General features: G+C 73.5%; 11 protein-coding genes. 4 read left to right on the top strand and 7 right to left on the bottom strand.

Annotated elements, in window-relative coordinates; all coding sequences use genetic code 11:
* Positions 1–355: 355 nt before the first annotated feature.
* Together ACZ6KF_RS28975 and ptsP are read left to right on the top strand one after the other, a co-directional pair.
* Complete coding sequence (locus ACZ6KF_RS28975) at positions 356–805, top strand: PTS sugar transporter subunit IIA (RefSeq protein ID WP_356636175.1); 450 nt, start codon at positions 356–358, stop codon at positions 803–805.
* An 80-nt stretch (positions 806–885) separates the two neighbouring features.
* The gene (gene ptsP / locus ACZ6KF_RS28970; protein WP_469241016.1) at positions 886–2556 is read left to right on the top strand and encodes a phosphoenolpyruvate--protein phosphotransferase; all 1671 of its coding nucleotides are present in this window, start codon (positions 886–888) and stop codon (positions 2554–2556) included.
* A gap of 70 nt (positions 2557–2626) precedes the next feature.
* Here the strand turns inward: ptsP and ACZ6KF_RS28965 are convergent, their stop codons facing one another.
* Complete coding sequence (locus ACZ6KF_RS28965) at positions 2627–3520, bottom strand: hypothetical protein (protein ID WP_469241014.1); 894 nt, start codon at positions 3518–3520, stop codon at positions 2627–2629.
* Between the two features lie 126 nt (positions 3521–3646).
* The gene (locus tag ACZ6KF_RS28960) at positions 3647–5614 is read right to left on the bottom strand and encodes an acetoacetate--CoA ligase (protein ID WP_469241011.1); all 1968 of its coding nucleotides are present in this window, start codon (positions 5612–5614) and stop codon (positions 3647–3649) included.
* A 212-nt stretch (positions 5615–5826) separates the two neighbouring features.
* Here ACZ6KF_RS28960 and ACZ6KF_RS28955 point away from each other — a divergent pair, with 212 nt between their 5' ends.
* Entirely contained in the window at positions 5827–8205 is a 2379-nt protein-coding gene (locus ACZ6KF_RS28955) for a glycoside hydrolase family 31 protein (protein WP_469241009.1), read from the top strand.
* On the opposite strand, the gene ACZ6KF_RS28950 is transcribed toward ACZ6KF_RS28955, so the two are convergent.
* Positions 8196–8732, bottom strand: a complete 537-nt coding sequence (locus ACZ6KF_RS28950; protein WP_469241007.1) for an NUDIX domain-containing protein — start codon at positions 8730–8732, stop codon at positions 8196–8198. The two genes, ACZ6KF_RS28955 and ACZ6KF_RS28950, sit on opposite strands and share 10 nt — an antisense overlap.
* Positions 8733–8923: 191 nt before the next feature.
* Here ACZ6KF_RS28950 and ACZ6KF_RS28945 point away from each other — a divergent pair, with 191 nt between their 5' ends.
* Positions 8924–10576: an EAL domain-containing protein gene (locus ACZ6KF_RS28945; RefSeq protein ID WP_469160114.1), complete on the top strand. Its 1653-nt coding sequence runs from the start codon at positions 8924–8926 to the stop codon at positions 10574–10576.
* A gap of 377 nt (positions 10577–10953) precedes the next feature.
* Here ACZ6KF_RS28945 and ACZ6KF_RS28940 read toward each other — a convergent pair whose 3' ends face one another.
* The 4 genes from ACZ6KF_RS28940 to ACZ6KF_RS28925 form a co-directional block, all read right to left on the bottom strand.
* Entirely contained in the window at positions 10954–11562 is a 609-nt protein-coding gene (locus ACZ6KF_RS28940; RefSeq protein WP_356636189.1) for a GTP-binding protein, read from the bottom strand.
* Between the two features lie 82 nt (positions 11563–11644).
* Positions 11645–12040: a DUF742 domain-containing protein gene (locus ACZ6KF_RS28935; protein ID WP_356636191.1), complete on the bottom strand. Its 396-nt coding sequence runs from the start codon at positions 12038–12040 to the stop codon at positions 11645–11647.
* A gap of 9 nt (positions 12041–12049) precedes the next feature.
* Positions 12050–12487, bottom strand: coding sequence for a roadblock/LC7 domain-containing protein (locus ACZ6KF_RS28930; protein WP_356636193.1), 438 nt, complete (start codon positions 12485–12487; stop codon positions 12050–12052).
* On the bottom strand, positions 12484–15399 hold the full coding sequence (locus tag ACZ6KF_RS28925) for a nitrate- and nitrite sensing domain-containing protein (RefSeq protein ID WP_469241020.1): 2916 nt from the start codon (positions 15397–15399) through the stop codon (positions 12484–12486). The genes ACZ6KF_RS28930 and ACZ6KF_RS28925 overlap by 4 nt, the downstream gene beginning before the upstream one ends.
* Positions 15400–15657: the final 258 nt, after the last annotated feature.

Raw genomic sequence — 15657 nt, 5'->3', positions numbered from 1 at the left:
CTGGCGTTGACTTTTGGCACGCTGTTGAGTTCTCAAGGAACGGCCGCTTCCTTTGTACTCACCCTCTCGGGCTTTCCTCCGGGCGCTTCCCTTCGTGTTCCCAACTCTACCAGTGATTTTCCGGCCCTCTGACCACCGTTCCGCAGGCATGCGGAAGACAGTCCCAAGATAGGATCTGACGAGTTGGTTACTGCCGATCCGAGAGAGCGGGTCGCATCGCTCGGCCTCAAGCAGGAGTTCGACTGTACACGCGCCTTCGAACCACGTGCAAATCCAGGCGGTTGGTGGTCTAGACCACCACCTGGTAGCTTCCCTCTGAACGGCCACTTCAGCTCCATCCCCTGGGAGGCTTCCCATGACCACCGTGACGTCGCCGCTGGCAGGACGCGCCATCGGACTGGCCGCCGTGCCGGACCCGGTCTTCTCCGGGGCCATGGTCGGCCCGGGAACCGCCATCGACCCCGTGCGCGAGCCGTCCACGGCCGTCGCGCCGGTCGACGGAGTCATCGTCTCTCTCCACCCGCACGCGTTCGTCGTGGTCGACGACAGTGGGCACGGCGTCCTCACGCATCTCGGCATCGACACCGTCCAGCTCAACGGGGAGGGCTTCGAGCTCCTCGTGAACAAGGGCGACACCGTCTCCCGCGGGCAGGACGTGGTGCGCTGGGACCCGGCGGCCGTGGAGGCGGCCGGCAAGTCCCCGGTGTGCCCGGTCGTCGCGCTGGACGCCACGGCCGAGGCGCTCTCCGGTCTCCGGGACAGCGGTGATGTGACGGTCGGCGAGTCCCTCTTCGCCTGGAACTGACGTCAGCGCCGTCCCCGTGTGACGGCCATCGGATCAACCACAGCGGCGGCGGGCCCGCCGCACTACCGGAGACGGGTGAGATGGAGACAACGCTGCGAGGCGTCGGCGTGAGCCACGGTGTGGCGATCGGCGAGGTTCGGCACATGGGGACGGCGGTGCTCGAACCCCCCGCCAAGCGGATCCCGGCCGAGGAGGCGGAGCGTGAGCAGGGGCGCGCCCGCAAGGCCGTCGACGCCGTGGCCGCCGATCTGATCGCGCGCGGCAACCTCGCCGGCGGCGAGGCCCAGGCGGTGCTCGAGGCACAGGCCATGATGGCCCAGGACCCGGAGCTGATCGCGGACGTGGACCGGCGGATCGCCGTCGGCAGTACGGCCGAGCGCGCGGTCTACGACGCCTTCGCCGCCTACCGCGACCTGCTGGCGGGCGCCGGGGAGTACCTCGCGGGCCGGGTGGCCGACCTCGATGACGTGCGCAACCGCATCGTCGCACGTCTGCTGGGCGTGCCGATGCCGGGTGTGCCGGACAGCGACGAACCGTACGTGCTCGTCGCGCGTGACCTGGCGCCGGCCGACACGGCGCTGCTGGACCCGACCCTCGTGCTCGGCTTCGTGACCGAGGAGGGCGGGCCGACCAGTCACAGCGCGATTCTTGCGCGGGCCCTGGGCGTACCCGCCGTGGTGGCGCTGCCGGGCGCGGTCGAACTGTCCGAGGGCACGGTCATCGCGGTGGACGGCAGCACCGGCGAGGTCTTCGTGGAACCCGGCGCGGAGAAGAAGGCCCAGCTGGAGGCCGCCGCCGCGCAGCGCAGGGCGATGCTGTCCGCGTCCACCGGGCCGGGCGCCACGTCGGACGGTCACAAGGTGCCGCTGCTGGCGAACATCGGCGGGCCGGCGGACGTCGCGGCCGCGGTGGAGGCCGGGGCCGAGGGCGTCGGTCTGTTCCGTACCGAGTTCCTCTTCCTGGACGACGACAAGAAGGCGCCCTCCCAGGAGAAGCAGATCGAGGCCTACCGCCAGGTGCTCGAGGCGTTTCCCGAGTGCCGGGTCGTCGTGCGGGTGCTGGACGCGGGCGCGGACAAGCCGCTGAGCTTCCTGACGCCGGGCGACGAGCCGAACCCGGCGCTGGGCGTGCGCGGGCTGCGCACGCTGCTCGACCACCCCGAGGTGCTGCGGACCCAGCTGACGGCGCTCGCGAGGGCGGCCGAGGGTCTGCCGGTGCACCTTGAGGTCATGGCGCCGATGGTGGCGGACCGGATCGACGCCAAGGCATTCGCGGACGCCTGCCGGGAGGCCGGGCTGCATGCGAAGTTCGGTGCCATGGTGGAGATTCCGTCGGCCGCGCTGCGGGCGCGTTCGATCCTGCGGGAGGTGGAGTTCCTGTCGCTGGGGACCAACGACCTCGCGCAGTACACCTTCGCCGCCGACCGTCAGGTGGGCGCGGTGTCCCGGCTGCAGGACCCGTGGCAGCCCGCGCTGCTCGACCTGGTCGCGCTGGCCGCGGAGGCGGCCCGAGCCGAGGGCAAGAGCTGCGGCGTCTGCGGCGAGGCCGCGTCTGACCCGCTGCTCGCGTGCGTGCTGGCCGGTCTGGGTGTCACCTCCTTGTCGATGGGCGCGGCGTCGATTCCGTATGTGCGGGCGACGCTGGCGAAGTACACGCTGGCCCAGTGCGAGCGTGCGGCGGCGGCCGCACGGGCGACGGACAGTGCCGACGAAGCGCGCAGGGCGGCTCGGGCCGTGCTGTCCGGGGAGTAGCCGGGCGGGTTGTTGATCGCTGGGCGCTCCGCCCTCGGGTGGAGCGCCCTTCGCGTTGCCGGGCGGCGGCTCAGTGCCGGTGCTCGGCCGAGGGGCCCGCCTCGCCCAGGTCGGGCGGTGTGCAGTAGTCGACACCGGATTCCGGGGAGATCAGGTCGCCGGATTCGGCGTCGGTGCAGTAGGCGTCGAAGACCTCCCCCGCGGTCAGCGGCACGAGGCCGTACGCGCGCAGCCGCCATCCGTAGACGCGGTCGGGTGTGGCGGGGGCGCTGGTGCGCATGACGAGGCCGCCCGGGCTCTCGGTGGCGAGGCCGAGGGCGAGGACGGTGGTGAATTCGAGGGCTTCCGCTTCGTCCAGCCGGGTCCTGCCGTCGGTGTCCTGGTCGGCGTGGAGGACGGCTACGAGGGTCTCGGCCTGCGCGGAGACGCTGCAGACGAGGTGCCGCTCTCCGGGCGGGGCCGTTTCCAGGATGCGCACGAGGAGGGTCGAGGCGTGGTGGAAGGCGGCCCGGCCGAGGTTCTCGCCGCAGGTGGCGCAGTCCCCGAGGCGGGCCAGGAGGGTGGAGGCGTACTCCCACGTCGCCTGCCGGACCGCCTCGTCCACCAGGGCCGGTACCAGGTCGGTGAGGGGCCTGCCGTCGTAGGGGACGGTGGGGCCGCCGGCCGCGAGTTCGGCGGTGAAGCGGGTGCGGCTCGACGGGGTGTCCGGGTCGAGCCCGTTGTCGGCGCAGAAGTCGGCGTACTCCTGTGGGTCGAAGAGGGCGACCGTGGTGTGGCTGCCCTCGGAGGCCCGGGCCCTGAGCAGGTGCTCGACCTGTTGGAGGTAGGTCTTGTGGTCGTCGAAGGTGAAGCTGCGGTAGCGCCGCATGGCGCGGAAGTCGTGCTCGTCGGTGAGCAGGCCGATGACGCCCGCTACTTCCCGCTGCAGTGCGTGCCGCATGGTCCGGTGGTCGGTGTGCGCCATGTCTTCCCCCTGTGCGCAGTCGATCAATGCTCACTCACAGTAACCGGACCCACTGACAGTGGAGGTCGGGCCTGTCGAAGCTGGTCGATCGATACAGGTCACAGGGGGCGGGAGGGGCCTGGCCGGTCACGTTCGGTCGCGGGCGAGGTCCTCGTAGAAGTGGAGGAGGTCGAGGTTGTCGACGGAGCCGGGGTTGACCGCTCGTTCCAGCGGGGTGCCCTGGAGGAGTCGTTTGACCGGAACTTCGATGCGCTTGCCGGTGAGGGTGTGCGGGATTCCGGGGACCTCGATGATCTCGTCGGGGACGTGGCGGGGTGAGAGCTGTTCGCGGATGGTCCGCTTGATGCGGTTCAGGAGGGCCTCGTCCAGGACGGCGCCGGGCGCGAGGTGGACGAACAGGGGCATCCAGTAACCGCCGTCGGGCTGTTCGACGCCGATGACGAGGGATTCCCTGATCTCGGGGAGGCGCTCCACGGTTTCGTAGATGTCGGCCGAGCCCATGCGGACGCCTTGGCGGTTGAGCGTGGAGTCGGAGCGGCCGTGGATGACGACGGAGCCGCGGGGGGTGACGGTGATCCAGTCGCCGTGGCGCCAGACGCCGGGGTAGGTGTCGAAGTAGCTGTCGTGGTAGCGGCTGCCGTCGGGGTCGTTCCAGAAGCAGATCGGCATGGACGGCATGGGGTTGGTGACGACGAGTTCGCCGACCTCGTCGGTCAGGGGCTTGCCGCTGGGGTCCCAGGACTGGAGGTCGGTGCCGAGGCAGGCGGCCTGGAGCTCGCCGACGTACACGGGCAGGGTGGGGACGGCTCCCGCGAAGCAGGAGCAGACGTCGGTGCCGCCGCTGACGGAGGCGATCCACAGGTCGCCGCGGACCTCGTCGTGAAGCCAGCGGAAGCCGTCGGGGGGCAGCGGGGAGCCGGTGGTGGCGACGCAGCGCACCCGGGAGAGGTCGTGGTCGCGTCCGGGGTGGACGTCCGCCTTCCGGCAGGCCATGACGTAGGCGGCGGAGGTGCCGAAGAAGGTGGCGCCGGTGCGTTCGGCGACGCGCCACTGGGCGTCGGTGGCGGGGTGGCCGGGGCTGCCGTCGTACAGGACGACGGTGGTGCCCGTCAGGAGGCCGGAGACGAGGAAGTTCCACATCATCCAGCCGGTCGAGGTGTACCAGAAGAAGCGGTCGCCGGGGCCGAGGTCGCAGTGCAGGCCGAGCTGTTTGAGGTGTTCGACGAGGATGCCGCCCTGGGACTGGACGATGGCCTTGGGCAGGCCGGTGGTGCCGGAGGAGTAGAGCACCCACAGCGGGTGGTCGAAGGGGACCTGCTCGAAGACGGGTTCGGTGTCGGAGCCCGTCAGCGCGGACCACTCCAGGGCGCCTTCGGGGGCGTCGGTGCCGAGGAGGGGGATGTGGACGACGGCGCGCAGGGTGGGCAGTTCGCGGCGGAGTTCGGCGACGGTGGCGCGGCGGTCGTGTTCCTTGCCGCCGTAGCGGTAGCCGTCGACGGTGAACAGGACGACGGGTTCGATCTGCTGGAAGCGGTCGAGGACGCTGCGGGCGCCGAAGTCGGGGGCGCACGACGTCCAGACGCCGCCCACGGCGGCGGTGGCGAGGAGGGCCACGACCGCCTGCGGGACGTTCGGGAGGTAGCCGCTGACGCGGTCTCCGGGGCGGACGCCGAGGGCGCGCAGTTCGGCGGCCAGGGAGCCGACCTGGCGGCGCAGTTCGGACCAGGTGACGGGGCGCGGCTCGTGGGTCTCGTCGACGCACAGGAGGGCGGGTTCGTCCGGGCGGGTGGCGGCGGCGCGCAGGGCGTGCTCGGCGTAGTTGAGGGCCGCGCCCGGGAACCACTGCGCGCCGGGCATGGACCGGTCGCCGAGCACGCGCGCGCAGGGGGTCGAGAACCGTACGTCGAACCACTCGGTGACGGCCTTCCAGAAGGCCTCGAGTTCGTCGACGGACCAGCGGTGGAGTGCCGCGTAGCCGCCGTCGGCGGGGGCCCCGTGCTGTTCGGCGGCCCAGGCCTGGAACCGGGTGATGCGTGCCTGCGCGATGCGGTCCGCGTCCGGCTGCCAGAGGGGCTGGGGGTTCGTGATCGACATGGGTCGGCTCCCGGGCTGTGCGCGTCGTGGGCGTCGCTCGCGCACGGGCTGGGGTGTGCGCGTGCGCGGCTGACACGGACGATGCCATGTGATCGACTTCCGCACCAGGGCGCCGCCCACATAGTCCGTGACATGAAGATGTGGCCCCGGCACTGGTGAACGGCAGTTGAACGACGCACCCGCGTCCACGGGTCAGTGGCAGGGTGAGCAGCATGGACGGTCGTGACCTGGTGCGTTCGATGAGGGTGGTCGGTTCGGTGGGCGGTGCGGGCCGGAGGTTGCGTACCGTGCGGGCCGCGTGGCGCAGGAGGCGCGCCGACGCCGAGGGGCTGCCGCGACGGGGCGCCGAGCGGGCGCGGGTGCCGGGGCTGCTGCGGGAGGCGGAGCCCGGGCCGGGCGGCGGCACGCTGCGGTTCGACCGGTCCGAGCTGCGCATGGCCGTCGCCGTGAACGGAGCCGTCTTCTGGGGCTGGGACGGGGCGGGTCCCGAGCCGTCGTACGGGCTCGCCGGGCATGGTCCGGAGCCCGATCCCCGGGCCGTGCTGGAGCCGGACAAGGACGGCGGCTGGCGGGTCGTGGCGGAGCGGATGACGGTGGTGGTCTCGCGTGAGGGCGCGGTGGAGGTGCGTACGCCCGGCGGTGTCACGTTGCGCCGGGATCTGCCGCCGCGTTGGTGGGAGCCGGTCGACGGGGGGCAGGCTCGCTGGCTTCAGCGGTCGCGGGTGGGGGCCGACGCGCGGTTCTTCGGGCTCGGCGGACGGGCGTCGGGGCCGCGGCTGCGGGACGGCGTGTACCGGTTGTGGAACACCGACCCCGGCCGGGGGTTCGCACCGGGCGACGATCCGCTGCACCTGACGATGCCGGTGCAGCTGGTGGTGGCCGACGCGGGCGCGCACCTGGTGTTCCACGACACGTCGTGGGACGGCACGGTGACGCTGCGGGAGGGCGAGGAGGGCGCCGGTTCGGGGCACGACCGTCCGGGCGTGTGCGAGCTGCGCATGGACGGCGGGCCGCTGCGGTGCTGGGTGATGGTGGGCACGCCCGCGCGCGTGCTGCTCACCTGGGCGTCGCTGACCGGGGCCGCCGCGCTGCCGCCGGCCTGGGCGCTCGGTCATCACCACGCGCGGTGGGGATTCGGCGGCGAGCAGGAGGTGCGGCGGATCGTCGCCGGCCATCAGGAGCACGGGCTGCCGCTCGACGCGGTCCACCTGGACGTCGGCCACCATGACGGGCACCGGGTGTTCACCGTCGACGGGGACCGCTACCCCAAGCTGCCCGCGCTCGCCGAGGACCTGCTGCGGGACGGTGTCCGGCTGGTGTCGGTCGTCGGTCCCGCGGTGCCGGCGGAGCCGGGCGACGCGGTGTACGAGACCGGGGTCGCGCGGGACGTGTTCGTGCGGGACGCGGCCGGCCGGCCGGTGCGCGGCGTCTCCCGGCCCGGCGAGGTGGTGTACCCGGACTTCACCCACGCGCGCGTGCGCGAGTGGTGGGGCGGTCTGTACGCCGAGCGGCTCGCGCAGGGCTTCGCCGGGTTCTGGCACCACATGAACGAGCCGACGTCGTTCGCGGCGTTCGGGGAGCCGACTCTGCCGCGGTCCTCCCGGCACGCTCTGGAAGGGTGGGGCGGCGACCATCGTGAGGCGCACAACGTGTACGGGCTGTGCATGGCCAGGGCGGCGTACGAGGGCCTGGGGAGGCTGGCGCCCGGGCAGCGGCCGTTCGTCTTCTCCCGCTCCGGCTGGGCGGGCCTGCAGCGCTACGGCGGCGCCTGGTCGGGGGACGTGGCCACGGGCTGGCCGGGGCTGCGCGCGTCGCTGTCGCTGGTGCTGGGGCTCGGGCTGTGCGGGGTGCCGTACTCGGGCGCTGACGTGGGCGGCTCCGACGGGAGTCCGTCGCCGGAGCTGTATCTGCGCTGGTTCCAGCTCGGCGCGTATCTGCCGCTGTTCCGGACAGGCTCGGGGCCGCGTGCGGGGCGTCGGGAACCCTGGGCGTTCGGGGCCGATGTGCTGGAGCACGCGCGCGTGGCTCTCCTGGAACGCAGGCGGCTGCTGCCGTACTTCGTGACGCTGGCGCATCTGGCGCGGCGGACGGGGGCTCCGTATGTGCGGCCGCTGTGGTGGGGCGCGCCCGAGGACCGGGCTCTGCGGGACTGCGAGGACGCCTTCCTGCTGGGCGACTGCCTGCTGGTGGCTCCGGTGCTGGAGCCGGGGGTGGAGCGGCGTGCGGTGCGGCTGCCGCGGGGGCGCTGGTACGACACGGTGACGGAGCGGGCGTACGAGGGGCCGGGGCGGGTGGTCGTCGACGCCCCGCTGTCAAGGATTCCGGTGCTCGCGCGCGCGGGGGCGGTGATTCCGGTGCGGGACGGGGACGGCGGGGCGGCGCTCGAGGTCTGGGCTCCGGCCCCGGGGCGGGCCGGAGGCGGGGTGGTCGCACCGGACGCCGGCGACGGGTGGGACGAGGCCGAGCCGGTGCGCTACGCCGTGCGCCGGGAGGACGGCCGGGTGGTCGTCGAGCGGGAGGGTGGGGGCGGCGGGGTGCCGCCCCACCGGGTGCGGATACGAGGGCTCGGGGAGGGCGGGGGTCAGATGTAGCGGCCCTCGAAGAAGGCCCGCGCGGCCATCGTGTGCAGGGGGAAGGCGAGTTCCTCGGCGCCGCGCAGCAGGTGCCGGCCCTCCGTCTCGTCCGTCGCGGCGAAGTCGGGCAGGTCGTCGGCGGGGCGCTCCGGGAGGAGGCCGAACAGCAGGAGGTGGCCGTCGGGCGAGCTGGCGGCGTCGACCAGGCGGACGTCGCGGGCGGCGGCGTCGATGCCGGTCTCCTCCTTCAGCTCCCGGACGACGGCTTTGCGCCAGTCCTCGCGGTCGTCGATGTAGCCGCCGGGCAGGGCGACGCCGCCGCGCGCGGGGTCGACGGCGCGGGTGACGACGACCAGGGCGGTGCCCTTGACGTCGTACACGGGCTGGAGGGCTATCGCCACGGGCAATGGGTTGCGGTAGGCGACGTGGCCGCAGTCCGGGCAGGTGCGGGGCCAGCCGGTGACGCCCTCTCCGTAGGGCGATCCGCAGCTCGAACAGTGGGAACCCGGCGCGGAGTTGGGGACGGAGGCTTCAGATTCGGACACGCGGCGGACTGTATCCGATCTTGGCAGGGGCGTCCTCTCCGCTGCCGCGATGCCGGGGGCACATGCCCGGAGTGCGGGTGTTCGTCCATGGGTCGCGCGCATGTTCGTACGCTGAGTGACCGGCTCGGAATGCTGCGTGAACGTCTCATGAACTGGGCTTGAGGGCTGCCGGGCCGGGCCATCATGCTCCCGTGCACTCCTGGTCGGATTCGCTCCGCTTCGCGTTCCAGCCGGTGGTCAATCTGTCCACCGGCGGGGTGGCGGCCTTGGAGGTCCTCGCCCGCCCGGAGGCCGGCGACGTGCTGGCCGAGGCCCGCCGGGACCCGGAACTCGACCGTCGGCTGGCCCTGTTGGCGGTGCGGGCGGCGGTGCGCAAGGAGACCCTGCTGCCGCTGCACGTCAACGTCTTCGCCGCCACCCTCGCCGACCTCGGTGGGCTCACCCCGCTGCACGACGCCGTGCGGGCCGCCGGGCGGATGCCGTGGGAGGTGACGGTCGACGTCTGCCCGCCGTACGCGCACGTGCCGCAGCAGGCGCTGCTGGAGGCCGTTTCGGCGCTGCGCGCGCAGGGGTTCCGGATCAGCGCCGACGGCGTGGGCGACGGGGACCTGCCGCTGCGGCTGCTCACGGACATCGGCCCCGACCTGATGAAGCTCGACGCCTCGCTGCTGGCCAGGCCCGCCGCCGTGCGGGCGATGCGGACGCTCTGCGACGAGTTGGGAGCGCTCCTGTCGGTGGAGGCCGTGGAGACGGAGCTGCAGTGCGCGGCGGCGCTCGCGGCCGGGGCGCAGCTGGCGCAGGGCGAGTTGTTCGCGCCGCCGTCCCGGCTGCCGGCGGCGGACGTGTACGTTCCGCCCCGTTCGCCCGCGACGGCGCCGGCGCCCCGGTCGGGGCCGTCGGTGCGGGAGTTCGTGCGCCCGGCCGCGCTGCTGCCCGCGCACGCGTCCGCCGGGCAGGTGCGGGCGCTGCTCACCGGCTCTCCGGAGGTGTCCGGGGTGCTGCTCGTGGACCGGGCCGGGGCGCCCGTCCGGTCGGTGCACCGGTCGCGTTTCCTGCTGTCGATGTCGGGCCGCTACGGGCATGCGCTGTACGCCGACCGGCCCGCCGCGAAACTGGGCGATCCGCCGCGGACGGTGGGGGTCGACGCGACCGCCTGGGAGGTGCTGGACGTCGTCGCGGACGGCGCGCGGGACCGCACGTCGGACGATGTGGCCGTGGTGGACGCCTACGGGCGCTGCGTCGGCGTCGTACGGCTCGCGGACCTGGTGCGGGCGCTGGCCGAGACGCGCGTCGAGGAGGCGGCCGGGCTCAATCCGCTGACGCGGCTGCCCGGTTCGGACGCGATCACCGCGGAGGTGGACCGGCGGGTCGCGGACGGGCGGCCGTTCGCGCTGAGCTGGCTGGACGTCGACCACTTCAAGCAGGTCAACGACGGGGCCGGTTTCGCGGCAGGCGACGAACTGATCCGGTCGGTGGGGCGGGCGCTGCAGCTCATGGCGTCCGAGAGCACGCGCGTGGGGCACATCGGCGGCGACGACTTCCTGGTACTGACCGACTGGGAGGGGCTGGATCCGCTCGCGGCGTCGGTGCTGGACACGTTCTGGTCGGCCGGCGGGCGGCCGGTGACGTTGTCGCTGGCGACGGTGGTGTGCGCGCCGGACAGCGTGCCGGACCACCGGGAGGCGGCCGCGTGTCTGGCGCCGTTGAAGAAGGCCGCGAAGGCGCTGCGCGGGGCGAGCTGGGTGGTGGGCCGGGCCGGTGTGCCGGGTCATCGGGTACGGCGCGGGACGCAGGCGGCGCCGAGCGGGGCGGGCTGCGCCGTCGCGGACCCCGGACGGGGCTGAGGGCGCCGAACGCGTCCACGGGACTTGCCTGGGATGTCTCCGGGCGCGCGGGCACGACGTATCCCCCGCGCCGGTTGTTTCTTTCCGACGGGCCGGACTCGGCGCCGGTCCACCGGAGCGCCGGCCGGGTTTTGACCGGCACCGCCGAGGGCGCGCAGGACGGCCCGGACGGACTCGGGGCGCACCGGCAGCAGGCCAGGCAGTGCCCGCGCCGGACGCCTCGCGCGCGGTGCGCTTCCGGCTGCTACGGCACTGCGGTCGACACCGGGCCGTGGAGCCCGGCGACGGGGCGGCCCACGCGCGCGTGGACGTGGCCGGTCGGCCGGGCGCGGGTCGCGGCGACGGCCGAGGCACCGGCCACGCGCGCGTGCGCGTGGCTAGGTGGTCACGGGCGCCCGGCGGCGTTGGGTCCCGTAGTCCATCGCGTGCTCGACCACCCCGACGAGGATGTCCTTGACCGACCGCCGGTCGCGGGCGTCGCACAGCAGCAGGGGGACGTCGTCGTCCAGGTCAAGCGCCTGCCGGATGGCCGACGCCGGGTAACGGGCCGCGCCCTCGAAGCAGTTGACGCCGACCAGGAAGGGGATGGAGCGCCGCTCGAAGTAGTCGATGGCGGGGAAGCAGTCCTCCAGGCGGCGGGTGTCGGCGAGGACCACCGCGCCGAGCGCGCCCTCGGACAGTTCGTCCCACATGAACCAGAACCGCTCCTGTCCGGGCGTTCCGAACAGGTACAGCACCAGGTCCTCGCGCAGGGTGATGCGGCCGAAGTCCATGGCCACGGTGGTGGTGTGCTTGGCCTCCACGCCGCTGGTGTCGTCGACCGGACGGCCCGCCTCGGTGAGCACCTCCTCGGTGCGCAGCGGCCTGATCTCGCTGACCGCGCCGACGAGGGTGGTCTTGCCGACGCCGAAGCCGCCGGCCACCAGGATCTTGAGCGTGACGGGTTCCACCGGGGCTCTGCCGCGCTCGGAACGCCCGAAGATCATCGATCTCTTCTTCCTGCTCTCTGGACTTGACGGGGGTGGCGCGGCGGTGGCCGTCACGTCTTCACCTCGCTGCCCGCGCTGCTCACAGCGCGCGGAGGCCGTTGATCACGTCGCGCAGAATACTCTCGTCCGGCAGCTCGGCCGGCGGCACCGGTCGGGTCACATGGACCAGTCGGGCGTCCACGAGGTCCCCGATGAGGACCCTGACCACCTGGATGGGCAGGTCGAGTTCGGCCGCGAGTTCGGCGACCGACTGGGGGGTCTCGCGGCACAGTCCGACGATGTCGGCGTGTTCCGGGGACAGTGTCGGATCCGCCTCCGGATCGTCCGCGTGGGGCTCCGTGACGACCACCGCGATGACGTCGAGGCGGTGCTGGGCCGCATGGCTGGTGCGGCCCCGCGTCATGGCGTAGGGACGGACGACCGGTCCCGCTTCGTCGTCGAACCAGTGGCTTCTTGCCTGACCGTCTGCGCTCATGTCATCCCACTACCCGCCCGAGGGCAGATCGGTGCGCGGAGCCGTGGCCAGATGCGCGCCGACCCGCTTGACCAGCAGCGTCATCTCGTAGGCGACCTGCCCGACGTCGGAGTCGGCGTCGGACAGGACGGCGAGGCAGCTGCCGTCTCCGGCCGCGGTGACGAAGAGGAAGGCGTCGTCGAGTTCGACCACCGTCTGGCGGACGCCGCCCGCGTCGAAGTGGCGGCCCACGCCCTTGGCGAGGCTGTGGAAGCCGGACGCGACGGCGGCCAGGTGCTCGCCGTCCTCCCTGGAGAGGTCCTTGGAGACCCCCGTCGCCAGGCCGTCCCCGGAGAGCACGACCGCCTTGCGGATGCTGGCGACGCGGTCCACGAGGTCGTCGAGGAGCCAGTTCAGCTCGACGGACTTGCCGTTGTCGGTGCGGCCGGTCGTCTTCGGTGCGGTCATCGACCGTCCCCCTTGTTCGTTCCCTGTGGTGCTGTGCCGTGGGGCGTGTCGTCCCCTGTGGCGTTCTCCTCGCGGCCGCGCTGCCAGCCGCGCTGGAGCGAGGCCATACGGCTGCGGACCTCGTCGGCGTCCCGGTCGGCGGGCGCCGCTCTGTCCCCGCCGCGGCGGCCGGGGTCCTGTCTCAGCTGCGGCGCCAGGCTGGCCTGGCGGACGCGCCGCGGCAGCCCGCCGAGGGCGGCGTCGGGGCCGGGTCCGGGCCGGTCCTGCCCGGGGCGGCCCGCGGCGTCCTGCGGGTCGGGGCCGGCCGGACCGGACGGTGCGCGTCCGGGGAGGGCCGGGGCGGCGGAAGGCCGGTCGAGAGCGCGGCGGTCGCCTGCGTCGGCGCGTCCGTCGAGCGCCCGCAGTCCCGCGCGGTCGGCCGGGGTGCCCTGGGGTTCGGGGCGCTCGCCGCCGGCGGGGCCGCCCGGCCGGGGTCCGGTGAGACGGCCGTCGGCAGGGCCGGGCCGGTCGCCCGACGCCGGGTTGCGGCCCAGCGGCGAGCTGCCGCGGCGGCGGGTCGGCAGGGGCGCGGGGCGCTCGGGGTCGGCGTGCAGCGGAGCGGGGCCGGGCCGGGCCTCGTCGTCGCCGTCCTGGCGCCAGGGCCGCCCACCGGTGACCGGGCGCCCGTGCGAGCTGACCAGCTTGGGCGTGCGGCGGCGGGGTTGCGGCAACCCGCCCTGCCGCTCGGTGTCGTGCCGGTCGCCGGCGTCGCGCGTGTCGTCGGTGCGGGCGGCGGAACGGTGCGGGCCGAGGAGTCCGCCGCGCTCGCCGTCCGCGCCGTCCAGGACGCCCGGGAAGTCCTCGATGGCGTCCAGGGCGACGGGCGCCTCGAGTTCCACCGGCCCGTCGAGCAGGGTGGCCGGGAGGCCGGGGAGGGTCACCGGCCGCTGGGAGACCGCGGCCCGGCGGCTGTCCGCGGGCTCGGCCTCCCGCGGGGCGCGGGGCCGGTCGAGCCGGAAGCCGACGCCGTTGGTGTCCGGCACCTCGTCCGTGAGCAGCGCGTCGGGGATGAAGACGACGGCGGTGGTGCCCCCGTACGGGGACGGCTGGAGGGAGACGCGGACGTTCTGCCGCTGGGCGAGCCGGCTGACCACGAACAGGCCGAGCCGGTCGGTGTCCGACAGCTCGAACTCCGGGGTCTCGGCGAGCCGGAGGTTGGCGTCCAGCAGCGCCTCGGCGGTCATGCCGAGGCCGCGGTCGTGGATCTCCAGGGTGAAGCCGTTGGCGACGGGCTCGCCGAGGACCTGGACGGCGGTGTGGGGCGGGGAGAACACCGTGGCGTTCTCGAGGAGTTCGGCGACGAGGTGGGTGAGGTCGGCGACCGCCGGGCCGGTGACCGCCATCCGCGGCAGCCTGCGGACCTCGATGCGCTCGTAGTCCTCGACCTCGGCCACGGCCGCCCGCACCACGTCCATGAGCTGGACGGGCTTGCGCCACTGCCGGGAGGGCGCGGCGCCGGAGAGGATGACGAGGCCCTCGGCGTGCCGGCGCATTCGGGTGGTGAGGTGGTCGAGGCGGAAGAGGTCGGCGAGTTCGTCGGTGTCCTCGGTCCGGCGTTCCATGGCGTCGAGGAGCGTCAGCTGCTTGTGCAGCAGGACCTGGCTGCGGCGGGCGAGGTTGACGAAGACCTCCGAGACCCCGGAGCGCAGTTCGGCCTGCTTGACGGCGGCCTCGACGGCGGCGCGCTGGAGGGTGTTGAGGGCCTGGCCGACCTCGCCGATCTCGTTCTTGTCGTACTCCAGGCGCGGGACCTCGGTCTCCACGTCGACCTGTTCGCCCGCGGACAGGCGGCGCATGACGCTGGGCAGGCGCACGCCGGACGCCTCGTGCGCCTCCAAACGCAGTTGGCGCAGGTCGCGGATGAGGCCACGGCCGACGCGTACGGACACGACGAGGGAGACGAGGAGGGCGACCAGGCCGAGGACGCCGGCGACGACGGCCTTGACGATGATGCCGATGGCGATGGGGCGGACGCGGTCCTGGTGGCGGTCCGCCGCCTCGTCGTCGAGGGCGCCGAGTTCACCGAGGACCTTGCCCGCGGCGGTGTCCCAGTCCTGGGCGTCGACCTGCCCGGCGCCGGCGTCGTCTCCGGAAAGGGCGGCCTCCTCGGCCGCGCGCAGCGGGGCGGTGGCGGCGTTCTTCCAGAAGCGCTCGTAGCGGTCGCCCTCGGAGGCCGGCAGCAGGGGCAGGTTGGTGTCGTAGAGGACGGTGCGCTGGGCGACGAGGTCGGACACCTCGCGCAGTTCGTCGCGGGTGGGCTCGCCGACGACGAGGGCGGAGCCGAGCAGGGCGTCCTCGCGGGAGAGGAGTTCGCGGGCACGGGCGATGTTGACGAGGGCGCGGTACCGGGTGTCCATCTCCACGTCGTCGACGATGTGGAGGTCGGTGAGCAGAATGAAGCAGGGGTCGATCAGGCGGTTGTAGAAGCCGAGGGCCTCGGCGCGGTCGACGGTGCGGTCCTCGACGCTGCGGCGCAACGGCTCCAGGCCCTCGAAGGCGTCCAGGACCGCCGTGAGGCGCTCGTCGACAGTGCCGCCGAGGCCCTCGCGCACGTCGGGGTCCTCGGCGTTGCGGCGGATCTCGGCGACGGCCTTGTCGGTGGCGGCGCGGCTGCGCTGGAGGGCGGCACGGCTGTCGGAGTCGCGCGGGTCGGCGAGCAGGACCAGGGTCTGGCGGCGTTCCCGCTGGAGGAGGCGGATGGTGTCCTCGGTGGGATAGCCGATGTTCTCGACCACGGCCGTCACGTGGAACAGCCGGCTCGCCTCGAGTCCGGTGAGGACCGACGCGAAGGCCCAGATGGCGGTCAGGGCCGCCAACGGCACCAGAAGCAGCGCCACGATCTTCCGGCGGATGGACTTCCCGCGAAAGCGCATGGACTCCCCCAGCTCGACCCCCACCGGCCGGCGAGGGGTACGCATGTGCGTCAACAAACGGCGCGAGCCTACTACTGGCGCACGGCCAATTCGAAGGCGCTTGTGGAAGCAGGGCTTCCGTCCGGTCCGTGGAGCATGGGGAGTTGTCCGCTCATGGGGAGATTGCCTCCCCGGATACGGTCGCGGCGGCGCGGCCGAATCCGATGGGTGGGCGCGGGGATTTGGCCGGAAGTATTCGACGCCCGGGAATCTTCGGCG

The organism is Streptomyces sp. NPDC046379 (assembly GCF_055587785.1).
Note: the sequence above shows the minus strand (reverse complement) of the source record. Positions and strands in the feature narration are given on the sequence as shown.